Genomic DNA, 20,913 nt, shown 5'->3' with positions numbered 1-20,913 from the left:
CTCCCCCATCTCCCCCATCTCCCCCATCTTCCCCAGTTCTCAGACAGGGAGTTTTACTGTTTTATATCGGGCTATGTTTTTGTCGCCTAGCAGAGCAAAATCAGATCGAAAATCGCCGTCATTGGAATGCGGCTAAATCTTATTTTCAACAATGCTTGAGCGTTTTACAAATGGCTCAACGTCCCGATATAGTCGCTGAATTTATCGGTCAACTCGCTGAGGTTTTGCAACACCTGCAAGAGTGGGAAGAATTGCAAATGATTGCCCAAAAATCTCTAGAGTTGCATCAAACTTATGGCAGTCAAATTCAACTTGCTTGTGACTACGGTTTTCTGGCTCAAGTAGCCGTGCAGCAGTCGCGCTGGGTACAGGCGAGTATCTTAGCACATGTAACGTTACTGAAATTAGGTGAAGCGCAACAGCAAAGCGATCGCCATCAATGCTTGTTTCCATTGCTACTGGCGCAGATTTATTATCTCATCTTAGCGAAAGCTCAACAAAATGTTGGCGAGTTAGAAGTAGCACGGGAATATTTAGAAAAAGCCACCAAGGAACTGCCAGCAGCTTTAGAAAATAGCGCCCATCAATACGATGCCCATCGTTATATTCGCTTGTTGCGGCGATTGCGATCGCTTTACTTTGAAGCGGGTAGATATCTAGAAGCCTACTGCATCAGACAAAAACGCCGTTCTGTAGAACAGCAGTATGGCTTCCGCGCTTTCATTGGTGCAGGTCGCTTGCAACCCCAACGCCAAGCAACAAACCCAGCCTTGATGTCGCCATCTGGAAGTAGTAGCGTTGCCTTAGAAATTGCTGCCTCTGGTCGAGAGCGAGATATTAATAATTTAATCGGCAGAATTAGCCGCGCCGACCGAAAGCTGACGGTAATTCACGGTCAGTCGGGGGTGGGTAAAAGTTCGACAGTGACGGCTGGCTTAGTACCAGCATTGCAAAATCGCACAGTTGGCGATCAAATTGCCGTACCTGTAGTTTTGCAAGTTTATACAGATTGGGTGCAGGCATTAGGTAAATCTTTAAGGGAGGCGGTTTCTAACATTAAAGGAGTAGCCATTGAACCAGAGGCTTTGCTCTCCCCAGCTACGCCGATTACCGTTGCCGATATCTTGCAACAATTACAAGAAAATGCTAGTAACCATTTGATTACAGTTTTGATTTTTGACCAATTTGAAGAATTTTTCTTTGGTTATAGCGATCGCCATCAAAAAGAAGCATTCGATAGATTTATCAGCGATTGCCTTAATATATCTTTTGTGAAAGTCATTCTCTCTTTGCGAGAAGATTATTTACATCGTTTATTAGAATTTAAACATCTTTCAGATTTAGAGGCAATTAATAACAATATTCTCGACAAAAATATCCGCTACCAATTAAATAATTTTTCCCCAGAATATGCTAAAGCTATTATTCAGAAATTAACAGAGCGTTCTGACGCTAACTTAGAACCAGCTTTAATTGATGCTTTAGTTGAAGATTTATCTACAGAATTTGGAGAAGTCCGCCCCATTGAATTGCAAGTAGTCGGAGTGCAATTGCAAGACGAGCAAATTACTACTATAGAACAATATCAGCAATATAGACCAAACAAACTCATTGAAAGATATATTAAAGAACTCATTAAAGACTGCGGCCCCGAAAACGAACGTGCGGCTTTACTCGTATTGTATTTATTAACAGATGAAAGTAACAAACGTCCCTTTAAAACTCGTGCTGAATTAACAGCAGAACTAGCTGAATTAGAAGATGCTGGCAAATTAGAAATAGTCTTAGATATTTTAGTTAGCTCTGGGTTAGTCGTGTTATTTCCCGATGTACCGGAACGCTATCAACTAATTCATGATTATTTAGTAGATTTGATTCGCTACTTGCAACAACAAGAATCGAGTTTGCAAGCACAACTAAATCAATTACGCTATAAAGTCGATCAAAGTAAAGCTGAAATTGAACGCCTCAAAAGCGAACTCAGTCAAAAAAAGCAGCAAGGCAAACTAGTAGATATCCCCCAACAAGGACTAGATTTAGTCACAGAATTGCGAGAGTTACGCAAGCGTGAAGAACTCAGTCAATTGCAAATCGAACAATTGCGAGCTGAACTCAAAGAAAAAGAGTTAACAGCGCAATTAGTAGAAAGTCAGAAAAAACAAAGGTTGAGTGAAGTTCGCTTAAATCGTTCGCTGAAAATCGCCTTGACCGCTTCTATCTTAGCCATACTGGGGTTAAGTGTATCTATAGTCACAGCAATAGATAGCGAGGTTAAGACCTTGAGTGTATCGAGTGAAGCCCTCTTTGCCTCACAAAAAGGAATTGATGCTTTAAAAGAAGGTTTAAAGGCAGGAAAAAAACTGCAACAATCTATCTGGGTAGACCCCTACACCAGAGAACAAGTGCAGACAGCTTTATACCAAGCAGATTTCGGGGTGAGAGAGTACAACCGTTTAGAAGGGCATCTATCTGGAGTGAATAGTGCTGTATTCAGCCCCGATCGCTCTTTGATTGCCTCTGCTGGTGCAGATACTACAATTAAACTTTGGCGCTTTGATGGTAGCTCGATCGCAACTTTGTCAGGACACGAGGATGTAGTCAATAGCATCAGCTTCAGCCCTAACGGTCAGATTCTGGCATCTGCTAGTCAAGACAAAACGATAAAACTGTGGAGTCGGGAAGGTAAACTACTTAACACCTTGCGGGGTCATGAAGCTGTAGTAAATAGCGTTAGCTTCAGCCCAGATGGTCAAATTATTGCTTCGGGAAGTACAGACAACACTATCAAGCTGTGGAATCGGGACGGTAAATTACTCAAAACTTTAGAAGGTCACAATCGTGCAGTTTTGGGCATAGCTTGGTCGCCTGACGGTCAAACCATAGCTTCAGCAAGTGCCGATAAAACCATCAAGCTGTGGAATCGAGATGGTAAATTGCTCAAAACCTGGGAAGGACACGAGGATGCGGTGAAAAGCATAGCTTGGTCGCCTGACGGTAAAATTATTGCCAGTGCCAGTTTAGATAAAACTATCAAACTGTGGAACCCAGAAGGACAACTGCTGAAAATTTTGTCAGGTCATAGTGCCGGAGTCACCAGCGTGAGTTTTAGCCCTGATGGTAATATCATTGCCTCAGCCAGTACCGATGAAACAATCAAGCTTTGGAGTTCAAAAGGTGTGCTGCTCGGCACTCTCAAAGGACATAATAATTGGGTAAATAGTGTGAGTTTTAGTTCCGACGGTCGTACCCTAGCATCTGCTAGTCGAGACAAAACTATCAAACTCTGGCAATGGGACAGCGTGCTGCTACGAAATCCCAAAACCGAAAATAATAATTGGATTACTAGCATTAGTTTTAGCCCAGACAGTCGGAGTTTAGCGGCGGCAAGTCAAGATAAAACTGTCAAACTTTTAGGTCGGGATGGTAAATTGCTCAATACCTTAAAAGGTCATCAGGATCAAGTTTGGGGTGTGAGTTTTAGCCCAGACGGTCAAGCGATCGCTTCAGCCAGTAAAGATAAAACAGTAAAATTGTGGAGTCGTGACGGTAAACTACTTCATACCTTGCAGGGACATCAAGATGCAGTTTTGGGTGTTGCTTGGTCGCCCGATAGTCAAGTTATTGCCTCAGCAAGCAAGGATAAAACAGTCAAGCTTTGGAGTCGCAACGGTCAACTACTCAAAATCTTGCAAGGTCATAAAGACGCAGTGAATTGGGTTAGCTTTAGTCCTGACGGCAAGTTACTAGCCTCAGCTAGTGATGACAAAACAGTGAATATCTGGGATCGTGAAGGTAAACTCCTATACACTTTAAGCGGTCATAGCCGTCGAGTCAATGGAGTAGCTTGGTCGCCTAATAGTCAAAGTCTGGCTTCAGTAAGTATTGATAGCACAGTCAAACTCTGGAGTCGGGACGGTAAATTACTCGACAATCTTGTAGGGGATGGCGATAGTTTTATCAGTGTCAGTTTTAGCCCCGATGGCAGGACTTTAGCAGCTAGTAGTGATGACAAAATCAGACTTTGGAACCAAGACGGGACTTTGCTGATGGCTTTGAAAGGTGACAACGAAGAATTAACTAGTGTGAGTTTCAGTCCTGACGGCAAAACTTTAGCTGCGGGTAGCGGCAACGGTACAGTAATTTTCCGAGATTTGGCAGATATCAAACTCGAAAATTTATTAGCACGCGCCTGCAATTTAATACATGATTATTTGCAGACTAACCCGAAAGTAACAAACAGCGATCGCGCCTTGTGTCCCCACAGATGATAAGCCAAGAACGTTAAGGAAGAGAAGAACAATTATAGCAAAGTGCTGACCTTTGGCTTAGAAAGACGCGGGGAAGCGGAGAAGGGGAGACGCGGTGAGGAAGTTGGAGTCTTGGATGGCACTTCCTCTACTTGGGGAGACCCCAAGACCGGAGTGCCTCCGCTTTCCGTCGAGTCCAAACTTCCGTTAGCGCAGCGTTAGCGAGGTACGAGCGTCACCCGTTCGACGAAGTCGTTCCCGAAGGGTAGGGGGATGCAATTTAAATGATTATTAGCTTATCAGCACTTAAAACTCAGCACTCCTCATTATATTAAGTTCGGGAAATCACTTATGATTAAAAATTCTCCGTGTCACCCGAAGTTTGCTCAACGGGGGGAACCCCCCGAAGTTGCTCCACTTGGGCAAAGCCCAAGACCGCACTTCTCTCCGCACGCAACTTCTCTCCGCGTCTCCCCATCTCCGCGTCACTCTTATCATAAGTATTTAGGCGGACATGATATTACTGATTCCCCGCTGGCTGTGATTGAGATGGTTGACGCAAACGACGTAAAGATTCTCGTAACTTGTTCTGACTAGAAGATGAGTTATTATCTCTGCGTCGCCGATTTGGGGTTGCTTGTGGCTGTTGTGATGAATTACTAGATGCTCGATCGCGCCGAATGCGGCGTATAGACTCGTTGGAACTTCCTTGACTTTGAGTAGTCCTTTGTTGAGATGACGATCTAGCAGCAGTATTTTCCACTGGCTGACGACGCAATTGCCGATCGCTCCTAGGTTGACTAGTAGTTTCAGCAGAAACATTTGTACTAGGAGCTGGTAGCGATCGCCTGCGTCTTCGCGTTCCGTCTGTGGAAGTGGAATTGCTGTTAGATGCTGTTTGTGTTTGCTGAGTTGTCTGTTGTGCTTCTCTTGTTCTTTTCCGTTCTTGGACTTGGCGATATCGACGCGAACCCTGTATAGCAAATTCCGTGGCGATCGCGACTCCCTGTCTACCGCTTTCTGATGGTTTTAATTTCCAGTCACGCGCTTGTCTGATGGTTTCTTCATCTAGATCGCGGTTTCCACTGGAGCGTGCAATCCGTACATTTGTCACATTGCCCTTTGAGTCAGTATCAACCGCTACTTCTACTCTCCCTTCAATGCCTCGCCGTCTTGCTGCCTCTGGATACTTTGCCCTGCATCCGCCTTCGCGGCAAGCTGCACGACCATTACCACTACTTGGGTTACTAATTTTCGGAGTTGTTGGTGCTGTTGCTACTGGCGAACGGTTTCCGGTTTCATTGCCTGTACCTGTACCTGTACCCGTTCCCGTACCTGTACCCGTTCCCGTACCTGTGCCCGTTCCCGTACCTGTGCCCGTTCCCGTGCCCGTGCCTATACCCGTACCTATACCTGTACCCGTTCCTGTACCAGAACCCGTACTTCCTGGAACACCAGTACCAGTACCCACAGCAATACCAGAACCAGTACCTACAGCAACACCTGAACCAGCATTACTACCACCAGGGTTACTTGACGGTACTGGACTATTATTTCCACCCCCACCCTGATTAGTTGCTCTTGAGTCTCTTACTCCATTCAAAACCGTTCTTAAATTTTCACTACTTTGGTTTCTAGAAGGAGCAACATTTGTTACGGGCACTTGTGGCTTGGTAACAACTTCTCTATTTGTTGGTTGTGGTTGCTTAATTGTCAGCTTTGGCTTTTCAATAGTCCTTTCTGGTTGCTGTTGAATCAGAGTAGTTTCGGGCTTTTCAAAAATCTTTTGTACTGGTGCTGTCTCTATGGGCTGTTTTTGGACTATTTCTGGCTCTTTTTTTGGTTCTTCGGGAATTTTTTCGATTGGTTTTACTGGCTCCTCGGTTGGAGAATCCACGATCGCTATCTCTATTGGTTCATTTTCTTCAGGCGCTCTTGTTAAATAATTACCTATGCCTGAAGACAGCAAGCCGATATGCAGCGCTAGCGAGCCAATCACACTGAAAGTCAAAAAAGACTTGAGAGCCGCAACTTCTTTGGTACGCTGTTCGACAGTAATGCCAGAAAAGCTCATAGCCTATTGCTACCTATTCTCACTAATCTAGTCATCTTAGAATGCATGGTTACAAATACGCAAGTAAAAAATTAAAATCATTTAGATCGCTGTTCCGAAGCCGCACTCAGTTAGAATATTATATTTGAGAACTATTTTTATCATGGATTCTATATTAAGTTAACTTTTATTTTAATTAAATTAATTTATTTAATATTCGCAAACAAATTAGCAAACAAATATCATGACGTTCGTATTTGCAAAATTTTTCATTTTATTTTAAATTTTATTGAGAAAAACTTTCAGCTTTTCTCTGGAGTCTGGTAGTCTGACTGTGTGTTATTGACAACGTATACAAAATATGGGAATTCAAAAACTGTTTGAGGCAGGCGGCGTGGTAATGTGGCCGCTGCTGGCATTTTCGGTATTAAGCGTCGCACTCATAATTGAGCGGGTCAGGTTTTGGGTGAAGATTAATAAGCGTCAAAGCCGCGTTGTGCGAGAAGTGTTAAATCTGTATCGCCTTGATAATGTTGTCGGTGCAATTGATAAACTTCGGCAAAACGCAAATTTGCCACTAGCACGCATTTTTCTTGCTGCTTTAGAATTAGAGGAGCCAAATCCAGAAGAATTTCGTTTGGCATTAGAAAGTGAAGCGCAAGCTGAGATTCCTGTACTCAAACGCTTTCAAAACTTTTTCGAGACAGTCATTGGTTTGGCCCCACTGTTTGGTCTGCTTGGCACAGTATTGGGATTGATTGCCTCCTTTGCTTCCTTAAATCTGGGTGATGTCGGAGGTTCTAAAACAGTAGGCGTTACGTCTGGGATCAGTGAAGCTTTAGTCTCAACAGCATCAGGGTTGATAGTTGCTATATTTGTACTCTTCTTCGCAAGTATTTTTCGGGGACTTTATCAGCGCCAAATAGCACTGATTCAAGAGTATGGAGGACAGTTAGAATTACTTTACCGCCGTCGTTACGAACGAGGAGAGAAAGCTTATGCGTCTACAAGATGAACCAGATATTCCATTACAGATCAACATCGTACCGATGATTGATGTGGTATTTGCAATTTTAACGTTTTTCATCATGTCAACGTTATTTTTGACACGCTCAGAAGGATTACCAGTAAATTTACCGAAAGCCGCAACAGCAAAACAACAGCAAATTCCAAGTAAAATTACGATTACGATAGATGAAAAAGGAGAGGTAAGCCTGAACCGCAAACCAATCGCAGTTGAAAATTTAACACAGCAAGTGCGGTCTATAGTTGGTACTAACCCAGACACTTTAGTGATTATTAATGCCGATCAAACAGTCCAACACGGTAAAGTGGTAACGGTAATGGATCGAGTACGTCAAGTTCAAGGAGTAAAGTTAGCGATCGCAACTCAAAAACCTTAATATTGGGTACTGCTATTGTTTGGTATCCTTTACGTTTGAATCTGTCACAAGCTCCTTAAATTACGTGACAGTTTCAAACTGGTATTGATTGTGACTATTGCTTCGGTGTGATTTCACCAAACTTAATCGCAAGGGCGATCGCAATACTCACAGCTAAAATTAATGTCATACTCAAAGCCGAACCAAATCCCCAATTTTGCGTGACTCCTAAAAATTGGTTATAAACTAACCGTGCCGCTGTCATACTAGAAGCACCACCAAGTAATTCTGGATCGATAAAATCTCCTAAGCCTGTAATTAAAACCAGCATTGAACCAGCAGTAATTCCTGGCAAAACTTGGGGTACTGTCACTTTCCAAAAAACTTGCCTAGAGTTTGCACCCAAATCAGCTGCTGCTTCTAGCAATCGCTTGTCTAACTTTTCTAGAGAAGCATATAAAATCACAACCATATAAGGTAGCAAACTATAGCTCATTCCAATTAATACGGCTGGAGTGCGGTTCAGCAATTTTAAAGTAGGCAAATTTAAACTAGCGAGCAAACTATTTAATAAACCACTAGGAAGAAGAATTGTAATCCAAGCATAAGAACGGAGTAACGAAGAAGTCCACAGAGGTAGGATAAAACCCAAGAGTAGCAAATTTTGCCAGCGCTTCGGTGCTATTTGAGCAATCCAATAAGCAACAGGAAAGCCCAAAATTAAGCAGATGATAGTTGTACTAATCGCCAACCAAAGCGATCGCCAAATTACTTTCAAGTAAAGTGGATCGATTATCCGGATGTAGTTGTCTAATCCTGTGGGATTGACAATATCTCCTGGTCTAATATTCGGGACTAAGCTCAACTCAAAAATTAACAGTGTTGGTAGTATCAGTAACAGTAACAACCAGATCCCTGATGGCGCAAGCAATACCAATGGTTGAAGCCAGTCTAATCTGAAGCGATCTAATTTTTTTCCTTGAGGAATATCGCTTTGTAAAGCTATTTGAGAAGAACGATTTTTTGTTGACACAAGCTGATTTTTTGATGTCCAGACTACTATAAATTTATTAATTATTAACTCATAACTATTTTAGCTGCTAGTTAATCTAGTCCAGTAACGTTCGTAAACGTCCTCAAATTCACCTAAAGGAGTAATACGTTCGCATTTTTCTAAAAGCGATATTGGGGGAAATAAATTGACATTCTCCTTATTTTTATTTGGTAATTGTTCAAAGCCTGCACGATTAGGTGTAGAAATGTTCAGAGTTTCGCTAATTATAGCTGCCACTTCTGGTTGCAAAATAAAGTTAATCCAGGCGTATGCTCCTTGTAAATTGGGAGCTGATTTAGGAATCACAATGGTATCTGTCCATAATGAAGAACCACTACGAGGTATTACATACTTGAGCTTGGGATTTTCCTGACCGACTCGGACGGCATCTGCTGAGTAACACATGGCTAATAGATAATCTCCTGACAGAATTTGGTTTTGCCAAGCGTCGGTATTAAAGGCTGCGATCGTCGGTTTGAGTGCTGTTAATTTTTCATAAGCTTGTTTGACTTCATTTTCATTTTTGGAATTATACGAGTAACCCAGCATCCGTAATACAGCACCCATCACCTCGCGGACATCATTGAGCAATGTTACCCGTTTTTCAAGTATTGTCTGATTTTGCCAAAGATAATCCCAATCTTCTGGCACATCTTTGAGGATTTCTGAATTGTAAATAAAACCAGTTGTTCCCCAATTAAAGGGGATACTATAGCGGTTATTAGGGTCATAACTAGGATTTTGAAACTGAGGAAATAAATTCTCCAATCCAATTAAGCGATGGTGATTTATTTCTATTAGTAAACTTTTGTCTACCATCTTCTGCACCATATAGTCAGAAGGATATATCAGGCTATAACTTCCCCCTCCTCCAGCTAACAATTTAGCTAGCATGACTTCGTTGGATTCGTAAGGTTCCACAAAGACTTTCATGCCAGTTTGAGTGCTAAAAGTTTGCAATAATTTCTTGTCTGAATATTGCGTCCAGTTATAAATATATAGTTCGTCACTGCGACCATTAGTAGCATTAGCCCGCACATCAGCAAGCCTCCAGCCACAACCAGCCAAAGACAAACTAGAAATTGCTGTCAATTTTTGTAAAAATTGCCGTCTGTTAATCATTAGTTTACTTTCTGAATTTCAGCGTAGGTTTTACCCCGCCCTAACCTCCTCTTTATCAAGGGAGGGAACTAGTACAACAAGGCAAAAGTCAAAAGTCAAAGGAAAGAGTACTTATACCACAGACTTTTTACCAATTACCAATGGTAGGTTTATTTACGCCGACCTGTACTAGATTTAATGATTATTGGCTAATAGCTAAACAATCACTTTCTGGCCACCAAGCATAAATAGGTGTGTTGCGGTCTGGCAAATTACCAAAGGTGTTAGGCTGTAAAACATTAATGCTAATACCGTTGGTCAATTCCACAACATAATTAACGTGGGTTCCCAAATACATGACATTGACCAGCCGTCCTTCAAAGCAATTATGCAGCACGCTGGGCTGATATAGTGAAAGTTGGATTTTTTCTGGACGGACGCTCACCACTACTGCTTGTGATAATTCAGTGGGCGTATTCTCAGCGCGGGTGACTACAATTTTTAGTCCTGTTTTCGTGGCAATTTGCACGCAAGCAGATTCCACCACAGCAACTTCGCCGCTGAATAAATTAGTATCGCCGATAAAATCAGCAACAAAAGATGTTTGAGGACGTTCGTAAATTTCGCTGGGAGTGCCGACTTGCTCGATTTTACCTTGATTCATCACGGCAATGCGATCGCTTAAAGATAGCGCCTCTTCTTGGTCGTGTGTCACCATCACAAAGGTAAAGCCCAAATCTCTGTGTAAATTTGATAACTCAACCTGCATTTCCTTACGTAGTTTTAAATCTAACGCCCCTAGAGGTTCGTCCAGCAACACCACAGCCGGACGATTAACTAAGGCCCTAGCCAAGGCGACTCGCTGCTGTTGTCCGCCAGAGAGTTGATTGGGAAAACGCGATCGCAAGCTTTCCATTTTTACCAACTTTAAAGCGTCTTTAACTCTACTTTCAATTTCTGATTTGCGTAATTTTTTTTGCAACCGCAACCCAAAAGCAATGTTATCCCACACATTCAGATGGTTAAACAAGGCATAGCTCTGAAATACGGTATTGACGGGTCGGCGATAAGGAGGCACATTAGTCATGGGCTGACCCTGAATTAATACCTTACCAGCATCGGCTCTTTCAAACCCAGCAATCAAACGTAGTGTTGTTGTTTTGCCACAACCGGAAGGGCCGAGAATACTGAAAAATTCCCCCTGCTTCACATCCAAGTCCACTCCATGTACTGCTGGTTCTTCGTGGAAAAACTTGAATACATTTCGCAGTTCAACATCAAGTGGCTGGAAAGTTGTTATTCCCCTCTGATTCTGCATGAAAGTTTGAGCCATAATCTTCAGTAGGATGCCGTGATTACATGAATGATGTAGATGCCTTTTGGGCGGCTTCCCTTCGCTGAAAGCATTCCCAAAGGGTAGGATAAATAATAAAATGCTTATCCTTGGGTGAAAGTTAAGGCAAGTGGATTCATCCGTGGAGTCTTAACTTAATCCTTTATACTTCATACTTTATCCTTCAGTATTGTTACACCGACAATATTTGGTAGAAGTTTACGGGAATTATATACAGATAATACTAATCTCAGGATTTTTTATGTCTTTGTTTCCATCTTCGCTACTAAGTGGCAAGAAAGATACGCGTACAGTTGGACGCGGTTCCCAACCAATATTTTTAATTTTATTTACCTTATTGATGACTGCTGGAATTGAAGCTCGTTTGGCATATTTACAAATTGTTGAAGGGCCAAAACTCCGGCAAAGAGCAGAGGCGAACCGAGTGCGGACGATCGCCAAACAACCAGAACGAGGTAATATTTTCGACCGGAACGGTAAGCTTTTAGCCAGTACGCGCTATCCTCATTCGGTCTATTTGTGGCCAATGGCACATACTAAGCCTTCTTGGTCGATTGTCGGGCCGCGTCTAGAGAAAATTCTTCACATCCCGCAAGAGGAGATGCAAAAGAAATTAGAAGAGGCAGGCCCTAACTCGTCTTCACTCATCCGGATTGCCCGCGACTTAAGCGAAGCCGAAATCACAGTTTTAAAAGAGTATAAAAACGAATTACCAGAAGTAGAAATTAACACAGAAGCTGTTCGTTACTATCCTCATGGTAAAGAAATAGCCCATGTGCTGGGATATACGCGGGAATTAACTCCAGAACAGTTAAAACAAAGGAAGGCAGAAGGATATCGACTCGGAGATGTGATTGGGCAGATGGGGATCGAAAAAGCTTATGAGACAACATTAAGGGGTGAATGGGGCGGTCAGCAAGTAGAAGTAGATGGCGCAGGTCGGCCAATTCGGGTTTTAGGAGAAAAAGAAGCAAAGTCTGGTAAAGATTTACACTTAACTATTGATTTAGACGTACAAAAGGCCGCCGAAAAAGCTTTAGGAAAAACCCAAGGAGCAATTGTCGCACTTGACCCGAATAACGGTGCTGTCTTAGCAATGGTGTCTCACCCCACCTATGACCCGAATATCTTCTCTAAGCAAAAACTCTCTCAGCAAGATTGGGAAAGTATCCAAGGGAAAAACCATCCTTTGGTTAATCGTGCTCTGAGTGCTTTTCCACCTGCTAGTACCTTCAAAATTGTCACTACAACGGCTGGATTGGAATCGGGTGAATTTTCTCCTGGTACAGTATTACAAACTTTCGGTTCCATTAACATTGGTGGAGTGACTTTTGGTGAGTGGAATCATGCGGGTTTCGGGCCGTTGGGATTTCCCAGAGCGATGGCGATGAGTAGCGATACATTCTTTTATCAAGTTGGTAGAAAAGTCGGCGGCCCAACTTTGATTAAATGGAGTCGTAAATACGGGTTTGGTCAAAGAACCGGCATTGAGTTTGCTAGTGAAGAATCAAAAGGCTTGGTTCCAGATGAGACATGGAAGCAAAAAGCTTGGAAAATGCCTTGGACTATAGGCGACACTATCAATATGTCAATTGGTCAAGGCGCTCTGCAAGTGACACCGTTACAATCAGCGATAATGTTTTCTGTCCCTGCTAATGGCGGATATCGAGTTCAGCCGCATTTGCTTAAAGACAACGAACAAGCAAAAAGCTGGCGAGAATCATTAAATATGAAGCAAACAACTATTAATGTTCTCCGAGATGGGCTGCGGAAAGTAATCACTGAGGGTACAGGTAAGCGTTTGAATGTACCATCAATTGCCCCAGCATCTGGAAAGAGTGGTACTGCTGAAGCAGGTGTCGGTCGCCCAAATCATACGTGGTTTGGTGCTTATGCCCCCGCGAATAAACCAGAAATTGTAGTTGTGGCATTTGGTGAAAACTCTGGGGATCATGGTGGTACTGTTTGCGGCCCTATGGTCTTAGAAGTACTGGAAGCATATTTTCAGCACAAGTATCCAGGTAAGTACGTGCCATCTCAATCAAAAGATTCACCAACCAGCACTGGAGATTAATTGAGGAAAGTTAAATGGATGTAATTCCAGCTATTGATTTACTAGAAGGTCGTTGCGTGCGACTTTATCAAGGAGACTACGAGCGATCGCAAGTTTTTAGCGAAAATCCTGTTGATGTTGCTCAACAGTGGGTCGATGAGGGTGCGACTAGGTTACACATAGTCGATCTAGATGGTGCGAAAGCAGGTAAAGTAGTTAACTTAAGGGCAATTGAAGCGATCGCTCAAGCTGTATCAGTGCCTATTGAAGTTGGTGGGGGATTGCGCGATCGCACTAGCGTACAACAAGTATTCAATTTAGGCGTACAGTGGGCAATTCTCGGAACCATTGCTGTAGAACAACCCCAATTAGTGCAAGAACTCTGTCAAGAGTTTCCCGAAAAAATTATCATTGGCATTGATGCCCGTAATGGATTGGTTGCAACTCGCGGCTGGTTAGAAACCTCAGAAGTTTTAGCAACTCAACTAGCCGTACAAATGCAAGAATTGGGCGCGGCTGCCATTATCTATACTGATATCCATCGTGACGGCACTCTCACAGGCCCGAATTTAGATGCTTTGCGAGAACTTACGGCTGCCATTTCTATCCCTGTAATTGCCTCTGGGGGAGTAAGTTCTGTCACCGATTTGTTGAGTCTATTGGCGTTAGAACCACAAGGCGTAACTGGGGTAATTGTCGGTCGTGCCTTGTATACTGGCGATATTTCTTTGAAGGAAGCATTACGCGCGATCGGGCCGGGACGCATTCAGGACATACCACCAAATCTAGGTTTTTCCACCTTTGCTTGACAACATGAATAATTCAGGCACAAAACTTAATTTTTTAACCGACTAGTAGTCGGTTATTTTTTAGATTTCTGGAATAGCAATTAACACTCTCGTAGTAAAGATAGCAGATTCACTAACAGTGGGTATATTTCTATGACTCGCCGCCAACCTCTTAACAATGGCAAGCCGCGTCAAACTGAGCCAGGTGCTGTCCGCTTCCAAAGCGAGAAAAATAACACCAACGAACAGCAACACAAAAAATTGGATGAAAAAGCATGAGTTACTGAAGCAGATATTTAAATCCTTAAATATATTTGGTCAAGACACCTGCTAAAAATTTTATTTTTTCAAAGTTTAAAAAGAATGGGTTACCTCTTTTATAGAGATGCTTTGATATTCGCATCTCTATTTTTGTGTGTCAAATTTTTGACTATTTCCGAAATCAGTAATATGCTTGTTGTATATAAAGCTTAGAGTCAATTTACAAGTAAAATTTTATGTCTAGCCAACAACCCAATTCCAATCAACCATCCCAGAAAATAGCGAGCACAACAAATAACAATAGAAAAAAACCTCTTAATAATGGAAAACCAGAGAAAACAGAGCAATAAATATCAATAACAAATATTGCAATCATAAATTATTTATGAAAAACAAAATCCCTGACTTTTCAAATAAGTCGGGGATATTTGGCTTTTAGTCAAATATTAATAACTTAGTAACGTCTCTCCAAACTACTTATTTATTTTTAACTTGACTTTTTGCTTGTTCTAAAGCTATTTCTTTGATTGCTTGGTATGAATTCACATTGGCAGTTCCTTCAATAGCCTTAACTGCTAAATCTTGAACTTGTTTGAGTGCTGAGTCAAGCTGTTTAGAAAGGTTTTCAATCCGGGTTTCTTGATTAGTAATTGTTTGTTCTAGAGATTGTAATCTTTGTTCGTAGAAACGCTTTTGCCCTTCTACTTCTTTAGCATATAAATCTGCTTTGACTTTGGCTTGGTAATGAGCAATTCCTTTGCCTTCTTCTGTAGCTTTTTTGAGGGCCGCTTCTTTATCTTTAGGCAAAGCTTCTACCTTAGCTTTAGACTCCTCAAATTGTTTCTCTCGCTCCGAAATTGCTTTTTCTCGTTCAGTCCATTGTTTTTCTGTTTCTTGTTGAAATTCTTCTAATTGTTTAGATAGCGCTTTCTGTCTTTGTTCGTATTCATCAGTCTCTAGTTGGCGCTGGAGTTCTAAATCATATTTATATTCTGCTGTATCTCGTTGGCGAATTTTATTGAGGTTTTCATTCCGTTCTTTAATTGTAACTTTATATTCTTCTTGTTCTTTTTGCCAAGCAATTCTTTGTTCTAGTATTTCTTGGGACAATATTTCATAACGTTGGTTAAACTCATCCTGATAAGTCTTGAAATTATTTTCGTAGGCTTCGATCGAGATATCTAATGTATTTTCAGCAACTTCTAAATTATGTAACTGTTTTAATTGTTCGACTTCCTCTTCTACATCTTGTCTAATTTCTGCCAATTTAGAAGCTTTTGTAGTTAATTGTTCTGATAATTCATTAGCAGCACTACCAAAACCCAACTGAATTTTTGCCAGGCTTTCAATTGTATAATTCATCTTTTGCTGGACAGTAGTAGGCTGATTCATAGTTATATTTTGTTCTACCTTGGGCTTTTCTTTAGTTGTAGATTGGCTATCTTTCTGGACTTGGTTAAGTTGAGATTTAAGTGCAACTGTTTCTTTTGCTAAATCTTCATATGCCTGAAGAATCTCTACTTTTGTACTTTTCTCTGTTGGTTTTTTTACTGGCACAATAAACCTCCACTAATTCAAAGGAAGATAATACAAACACTGACTATTTAGAGCTAGAACTATTAAAAGCTTTCATTGCCAAATCTTGGGACTGCTTTAATGCCGCTTGTAGTTGATTAGAAACACTTTCTATTTGTTCAGTTTGTTTTTTGATTGTCTCTTCCAAGGCTTGGATTTTTAATTCATAACTTTGTTTGTTGCCTTCCCATTCTTTATCAAATAAATCAGCTTCGATTTTAGCTCTCTGACTTGTTTCTTTAATTGCTTCTTCTCTAGCTTTCTTAACTGCTTCTTCCAATTCGCTAGGAAATGCTGAGATTTTTTGTTGATACTCTGTAAATAAAGCTTGGCGTTCGGTCAGTATTTTTTCTCGTTCTGCCCAGTCTTTATCTTTTTGTTGAGTATTTTCTTGGATTTCTCTTTCTAGGTTGCGCTTTTTGGCTTCGTAAGCATCTGTATTTAGCTTACGAGTAGTTTCTAATTTATATTGATATTCTTCTTGTTCTCGCTGGCGTTCTTTAGCAGATGAATCGTTGTATACTTGTAATGCTTCTTCATATTCTGCTTGTTCTTTCTGCCATTCTTTACGTCTAATTGCAATTTCTTTTTCTAGTGCTTCCCGCTTGCTAGCAATATCTTGCTCTAGGGTTTTTAACTTTTCTTGGTGTTCTTGAGTTAAAATATCTAACGTATCTGCTACAACTCTAATTCTTTGCAGTTCTTGTAAACGTTGAGTTGCAATTTCTATCCCTCTATTTAGCTCATCTAATTTGGAGTTTTCCTGAGCTAATTTTTCAGATAGAGAATTAACAATGCTACCAAACTCCAATTGTAAATCTGCCAAGCCTTTGACAATACTATCAACAGTGTATGTAGAAGCCGCAGCCAGAATTTCCTGGTTTTTCGCCTTTTCTGCTTCTTCTTGTTTAGTTGCTATTTTTGATTCTAGTTTTTTTCTTTCTGCCAAGATTTGTTGAAATGCTTGCATTAACTGCTGTTTGTTGTCCTTGACTGCAACTATAGTCATACTCCAACTCCTTTGAATGAGCAAAAATTTATTCGGTAGCAAGTAATACCAAGCACTACCCGATGCAGATATCAGGGTAGCTTTTAAATAAGCGTTTTTAGCACAGTGTAAATACTGGATTAAAGCAACATAAGACACTTAACCCTAAAGAAAACTGTCAATATCAGCGTCCTTGTGTTTCTCAAGTATATTTTCCTGTTTGAGGTTTATAGTATATTTGTACTAAATTATCTCAACCGAATCTGCTATTGTCAAGACAGAATTGCAGCTATTCAGGCATTAAAGATGCAAAAACGCCGAAAATAATCTTGCTCACTTGCGATCGCAGCGATCTATAATAAAGTGCATAATGTAGCCTCTGTTACTTTTTTCCCAAGAATTCACCAAGGTATAACTCATAGATGCACTGTAATTAGATAATGATCTTAATTATCTAAATTGATACAAAAACATTCCCAAACTTAAGTGATATCAATGTACACCAGTGAATCGACTAAGTATTCCGCCACGGATATTGGACAAACAAGCCGCATCCTAGTGGTAGAAGATGAAGAACTAATCCAAGAGATGCTAGCTGTAGCATTAGAAGAGGAAGGTTACGGGGTGATAACCGCTCCAGATGGGCGATCTGCTGTAGAGTACCTGAAAAGTTTTGAACCCTCTTCCGGAGAATTTCCTTTTGACTTGATCATTCTTGATTTGATGCTGCCTCAGATCAATGGACTGGATATTTGCCGCTTGCTGCGTCATCAAGGCAACCCAGTACCAATTTTAATGTTAAGTGCTAAAGGCAGTGAAACTGACCGCGTTCTGGGCTTAGAAGTAGGAGCAGATGACTACCTGACTAAACCCTTCAGTATGCGGGAATTAGTGGCTCGCTGTCGCGCTTTATTGCGTCGCCAGCGCTTAAGTACTTTGCCACAACTGCCAGTCTTGAAATACAAGGATGTCACCTTGAATCCCCAAGAGTGTCGCGTGCTGGTTCGCGGTCAAGAAGTGAGTTTGTCTCCTAAAGAATTCCGGCTGCTGGAATTGTTTATGAGTTACGCGCGCCGAGTTTGGTCGCGGGAGCAGTTGCTAGATCAAGTCTGGGGGCCGGATTTCGTTGGCGATAGCAAAACTGTAGACGTTCACATTCGTTGGCTGCGTGAAAAATTAGAGCAAGACCCCAGTCATCCAGAATATATTGTGACTGTGCGAGGTTTTGGCTATCGATTCGGATAATCTGTTGAGATAGTTGTTAGTTTTTATAAATCACAACGCAACTAGCAACTCAAACCAAATGCTCTTATTGGGATTTATTCTAGGTTTAGCGGTAGGCATTGGGTTTTGGATTTGGCAACAGGTTCAACTTAACCGCTACCTGGAGCGAGTACTCCAGCCTTTAACCTACCGCTCTTCTAAGGTGGCACTGCCGCTGATTCCTCGCTTGCGGCAAGAAATAGCAATGGTGAAGCAGCAGCGACAAGACTGGCAGCAGTCGTTGCAAACTTACCAAGACTTGTTAGATTTTGCACCAATAGGATATTTGCAGGTTGATGAAGAAAATCAACTGCTGTGGTGCAATCAGCAAGCGCGGGAAATTTTGTATTTGCAAAGATGGCAGCCAGGACAGGTGCGCTTATTGCTGGAGTTGGTGCGCTCTTACGAACTCGACCAGTTAATCGAGCAAACTCGCGATCGCCAAAAATCACAGACAATAGAGTGGATATTTCACCCTTCTTGTGATAATGCAGCAGAAATCTCAACAATTAAATCTCTGACTTTGCGCGCTTCCAGCTTGCCTTTGCCCTATGGAAAAGTAGGAGTTTTTCTGGAAAATCGCCAACCCCTGCTGGATATCAATCAAGAGCGCGATCGCTCTTTTTCCGATTTAGCTCACGAACTCAGAACGCCTTTGACTTCGATTCGTTTAGTGGCAGAAACCTTACAACCCCGCTTAGAACCCCCATTAAATCGCTGGGTTGACCGTTTGATGCAAGAAGTCGATCGGCTGATTAGTTTGGTACAAAACTGGTTAGAACTCACCCACATGGAAGCACCAAATATGCAGCTACAAACTGAAGCTGTGGATGTGCGATCGCTAATTGCATCTGTTTGGGAAACACTAGAACCATTGGCACAGCGCCAACGTTTGTCCCTGCAATATTCTGGGCCAGAAAATCTCTGGATTAAAGCAGATCCAGCCCGGATTTACCAAGTTTTTCTCAACTTGCTAGACAATAGCATCAAGTACAGTCCTCCTTGTACCAGTATTCACGTGCAAGCGAAAATCTTATCGAAAAAGGATATTTCTAGGGATAATTCAACTTCCTCATTTTTAGAAATAAATCTTATTGATTCTGGAGTAGGTTTTTCCGAAGCAGATTTGCCCCGCATTTTTGAGCGATTTTACCGAGGAGATAAAGCACGTACTCATTCTTCATTGCCAGAAAGTAATACTATTAGGTCAATTGTGGGCAATGGTTTGGGTTTAGCTATAGTTCGGCAAATTGCGATCGCTCATGGTGGTTCTATTAAAGCCATGAATCATCCAGAAACTGGTGGTGCATGGATACAACTTCAACTTCCTGAAGTTATGGCAAACTCACAAAGCTAAGACTATAGTTAAAAATATCTTCACGTTTGAGATGACAAGTGTGAAAGCTGTCCATTATGGTTCCAATCCTGAATCTCAGTTGGCACGCGCTCTTAGACGCTTAGAACGCGATGTATTGCGTATGGGAGCTTTGGTAGAACAATCATTTCGCCTCAGCCACCAAGCTTTATTTGCCCAGAACTTAACGGCAGCTGAGGAACTTCCCCGATTAGATAAAAAAATCGATCGCTTTTATAGACAAATAGAATCAGACTGTACAGCCATCATGACCATGCAAGCACCCACGGCTCAAGACTTGCGCTGCTTGAGTGCTTTTATGCAGCTAGTAAGAGACTTAGAACGCATTGGCGATTACGCTAAGGATTTAGCTGAGATTGCTATTAAAATCTTTCCTTATCCCCCTCATACGTCTCTAGCAGAAATTGCAATCATGTCTCATCACGCGCAGGCAATGCTAGCAACTAGCTTAGTAGCATTGGCTGATTTAGACGCAGCTAGTGGACGAAGTATCAAGCATCTGGATGATGCTGTAGATAATGCTTACGATCGCCTTTATCAAACTTTAGCCCAGCAACGAGATGTACCGGGCGTAGTCGAACCAATTGTGTTGCTAGCACTAGCGATTCGTTGTTTGGAACGCATGGCAGATCATGCGACTAATATCGGTCAAAGAGTAGCATACATCGTTACTGGTCAACGTTCTTAATTAATCAGAGCTTGGAGATGAATGTTCCTTGGTAGCACTCTTGAGAGTGAGTTTGCTACACTTTGTACGCAAATATAAGTAGAAGGCAGAAGGTAGGAGGCAGGAGGCAGGAGGTAAATGGCAGCTTATGACAGCATTTCATCGATTGGCATTTTACATTTAATTATGCCCATTTATTTAGTTTCATTTTATACTTTTAGCAGTATTGCATTTATATCTTTGTTGCTTAATATACTAGTAGGCTAAAAATTAATTGGTTGTCTAACATACATTTCACGAAAAGCTTACCTTTTCTTAAACTTGCACGAGTAAAGTGACCAAAGTCAGCTAACAATTACTTTCTTGCTAGCTGATGGAAGGACGTATTTAAATTGTCAGTTTTGTGAGGTGCAATGTCTAGCGACAAGCTGTTGCCTGTCTACACAATACCAAAATCAAAAATACGGCTAATCTTCAGCTATTGCCAAAAAAATACTTTGTGTTGGCAATTTCACTTTCTACGGGTCGAGCAATTGCTCTTAAAATCTGTGAATCATTGGGTAATAATTCCATCTGGCACTACCTCAGTAAAGTACTTAGGCTCGTATTTGACTGACAGCTATTGTTACCAAATACTAACTAGACTAAACTCACAGCTCAATCAACGGACAGACGCAAATATCACATCATCTAAACACATTTTTATGAAATTAAATATAAAGTCTTTCTGAAATTATTTACTACATAGATTG

General features: G+C 41.5%; 16 protein-coding genes. 10 read left to right on the top strand and 6 right to left on the bottom strand.

Annotation, left to right across the window (positions count from 1 at the left end; translation table 11 throughout):
• Positions 1-4,268: NACHT and WD repeat domain-containing protein (locus I8752_RS04645; protein WP_214431155.1), on the top strand; the 4,268-nt coding region annotated here is incomplete at its 5' end.
• Between the two features lie 42 nt (positions 4,269-4,310).
• Complete coding sequence (locus I8752_RS04640) at positions 4,311-4,469, top strand: hypothetical protein (protein ID WP_214431154.1); 159 nt, start codon at positions 4,311-4,313, stop codon at positions 4,467-4,469.
• Between the two features lie 298 nt (positions 4,470-4,767).
• Here I8752_RS04640 and I8752_RS04635 read toward each other — a convergent pair whose 3' ends face one another.
• Positions 4,768-6,321 carry a TonB family protein gene (locus I8752_RS04635; protein WP_214431153.1) on the bottom strand — a complete coding sequence of 518 codons (1,554 nt, stop codon included), beginning with the start codon at positions 6,319-6,321 and terminating at the stop codon, positions 4,768-4,770.
• A 340-nt stretch (positions 6,322-6,661) separates the two neighbouring features.
• On the opposite strand from I8752_RS04635, the gene I8752_RS04630 reads away from it, so the two are divergent.
• The gene (locus tag I8752_RS04630; protein ID WP_214431152.1) at positions 6,662-7,315 is read left to right on the top strand and encodes a MotA/TolQ/ExbB proton channel family protein; all 654 of its coding nucleotides are present in this window, start codon (positions 6,662-6,664) and stop codon (positions 7,313-7,315) included.
• Complete coding sequence (locus I8752_RS04625; protein ID WP_214431151.1) at positions 7,299-7,703, top strand: ExbD/TolR family protein; 405 nt, start codon at positions 7,299-7,301, stop codon at positions 7,701-7,703. The genes I8752_RS04630 and I8752_RS04625 overlap by 17 nt, the downstream gene beginning before the upstream one ends.
• A 94-nt stretch (positions 7,704-7,797) precedes the next feature.
• Here I8752_RS04625 and I8752_RS04620 read toward each other — a convergent pair whose 3' ends face one another.
• The 3 genes from I8752_RS04620 to I8752_RS04610 all read right to left on the bottom strand — a co-directional run bounded on the left by I8752_RS04620 (position 7,798) and on the right by I8752_RS04610 (position 11,170).
• Positions 7,798-8,670, bottom strand: coding sequence for an ABC transporter permease (locus I8752_RS04620; RefSeq protein WP_404827073.1), 873 nt, complete (start codon positions 8,668-8,670; stop codon positions 7,798-7,800).
• A 105-nt stretch (positions 8,671-8,775) separates the two neighbouring features.
• A complete protein-coding gene (locus I8752_RS04615; protein WP_214431149.1) occupies positions 8,776-9,858 on the bottom strand; it encodes a polyamine ABC transporter substrate-binding protein in 1,083 nt (360 codons plus the stop codon).
• 181 nt (positions 9,859-10,039) lie between these two features.
• Complete coding sequence (locus I8752_RS04610) at positions 10,040-11,170, bottom strand: ABC transporter ATP-binding protein (protein WP_214431148.1); 1,131 nt, start codon at positions 11,168-11,170, stop codon at positions 10,040-10,042.
• 262 nt (positions 11,171-11,432) lie between these two features.
• Between I8752_RS04610 and mrdA the strand changes: the two genes are divergently transcribed.
• From mrdA to I8752_RS37930, 3 genes are all read left to right on the top strand, one after another.
• Positions 11,433-13,265 (top strand): penicillin-binding protein 2, encoded by a 1,833-nt coding sequence (gene mrdA / locus I8752_RS04605; RefSeq protein ID WP_214431147.1) that lies wholly within the window; start codon positions 11,433-11,435, stop codon positions 13,263-13,265.
• A 14-nt stretch (positions 13,266-13,279) separates the two neighbouring features.
• A complete protein-coding gene (gene hisA, locus I8752_RS04600) occupies positions 13,280-14,053 on the top strand; it encodes a 1-(5-phosphoribosyl)-5-[(5-phosphoribosylamino)methylideneamino]imidazole-4-carboxamide isomerase (RefSeq protein ID WP_214431146.1) in 774 nt (257 codons plus the stop codon).
• Positions 14,054-14,185: 132 nt separating this feature from the next.
• Entirely contained in the window at positions 14,186-14,311 is a 126-nt protein-coding gene (locus tag I8752_RS37930; protein WP_263985283.1) for a hypothetical protein, read from the top strand.
• Positions 14,312-14,770: 459 nt separating this feature from the next.
• On the opposite strand, the gene I8752_RS04595 is transcribed toward I8752_RS37930, so the two are convergent.
• Positions 14,771-15,850 (bottom strand): coiled-coil domain-containing protein, encoded by a 1,080-nt coding sequence (locus tag I8752_RS04595; RefSeq protein WP_214431145.1) that lies wholly within the window; start codon positions 15,848-15,850, stop codon positions 14,771-14,773.
• Between the two features lie 43 nt (positions 15,851-15,893).
• Complete coding sequence (locus I8752_RS04590) at positions 15,894-16,877, bottom strand: coiled-coil domain-containing protein (protein ID WP_214431144.1); 984 nt, start codon at positions 16,875-16,877, stop codon at positions 15,894-15,896.
• 474 nt (positions 16,878-17,351) lie between these two features.
• Between I8752_RS04590 and I8752_RS04585 the strand changes: the two genes are divergently transcribed.
• The 3 genes from I8752_RS04585 to phoU are packed head-to-tail and all read left to right on the top strand — an operon-like array spanning position 17,352 to position 20,182.
• Positions 17,352-18,101 carry a winged helix-turn-helix domain-containing protein gene (locus I8752_RS04585; protein ID WP_214431143.1) on the top strand — a complete coding sequence of 250 codons (750 nt, stop codon included), beginning with the start codon at positions 17,352-17,354 and terminating at the stop codon, positions 18,099-18,101.
• A gap of 58 nt (positions 18,102-18,159) precedes the next feature.
• A complete protein-coding gene (locus I8752_RS04580; RefSeq protein WP_214431142.1) occupies positions 18,160-19,476 on the top strand; it encodes a sensor histidine kinase in 1,317 nt (438 codons plus the stop codon).
• 40 nt (positions 19,477-19,516) lie between these two features.
• Positions 19,517-20,182, top strand: coding sequence for a phosphate signaling complex protein PhoU (phoU, locus tag I8752_RS04575; protein ID WP_214431141.1), 666 nt, complete (start codon positions 19,517-19,519; stop codon positions 20,180-20,182).
• Positions 20,183-20,913 lie beyond the last annotated feature (731 nt).

Origin of the sequence: Dendronalium phyllosphericum CENA369 (assembly GCF_016056275.1) — a bacterium.
Classification (GTDB): Bacteria; Cyanobacteriota; Cyanobacteriia; order Cyanobacteriales; family Nostocaceae; genus Dendronalium; species Dendronalium phyllosphericum.
This window is presented reverse-complemented; position numbering and strand designations above follow the sequence as displayed.

Coding starts and splice junctions, on each gene's coding strand:
- I8752_RS37930 (WP_263985283.1), top strand. CDS start 14,186: ATGACTCGCCGCCAACCTCTTAACAATGGCAAGCCGCGTCAAACTGAG.
- I8752_RS04585 (WP_214431143.1), top strand. CDS start 17,352: ATGTACACCAGTGAATCGACTAAGTATTCCGCCACGGATATTGGACAA.
- mrdA (WP_214431147.1), top strand. CDS start 11,433: ATGTCTTTGTTTCCATCTTCGCTACTAAGTGGCAAGAAAGATACGCGT.
- I8752_RS04610 (WP_214431148.1), bottom strand. CDS start 11,170: ATGGCTCAAACTTTCATGCAGAATCAGAGGGGAATAACAACTTTCCAG.
- I8752_RS04630 (WP_214431152.1), top strand. CDS start 6,662: ATGGGAATTCAAAAACTGTTTGAGGCAGGCGGCGTGGTAATGTGGCCG.
- I8752_RS04590 (WP_214431144.1), bottom strand. CDS start 16,877: ATGACTATAGTTGCAGTCAAGGACAACAAACAGCAGTTAATGCAAGCA.
- hisA (WP_214431146.1), top strand. CDS start 13,280: ATGGATGTAATTCCAGCTATTGATTTACTAGAAGGTCGTTGCGTGCGA.
- I8752_RS04615 (WP_214431149.1), bottom strand. CDS start 9,858: ATGATTAACAGACGGCAATTTTTACAAAAATTGACAGCAATTTCTAGT.
- I8752_RS04580 (WP_214431142.1), top strand. CDS start 18,160: ATGCTCTTATTGGGATTTATTCTAGGTTTAGCGGTAGGCATTGGGTTT.
- I8752_RS04635 (WP_214431153.1), bottom strand. CDS start 6,321: ATGAGCTTTTCTGGCATTACTGTCGAACAGCGTACCAAAGAAGTTGCG.
- I8752_RS04625 (WP_214431151.1), top strand. CDS start 7,299: ATGCGTCTACAAGATGAACCAGATATTCCATTACAGATCAACATCGTA.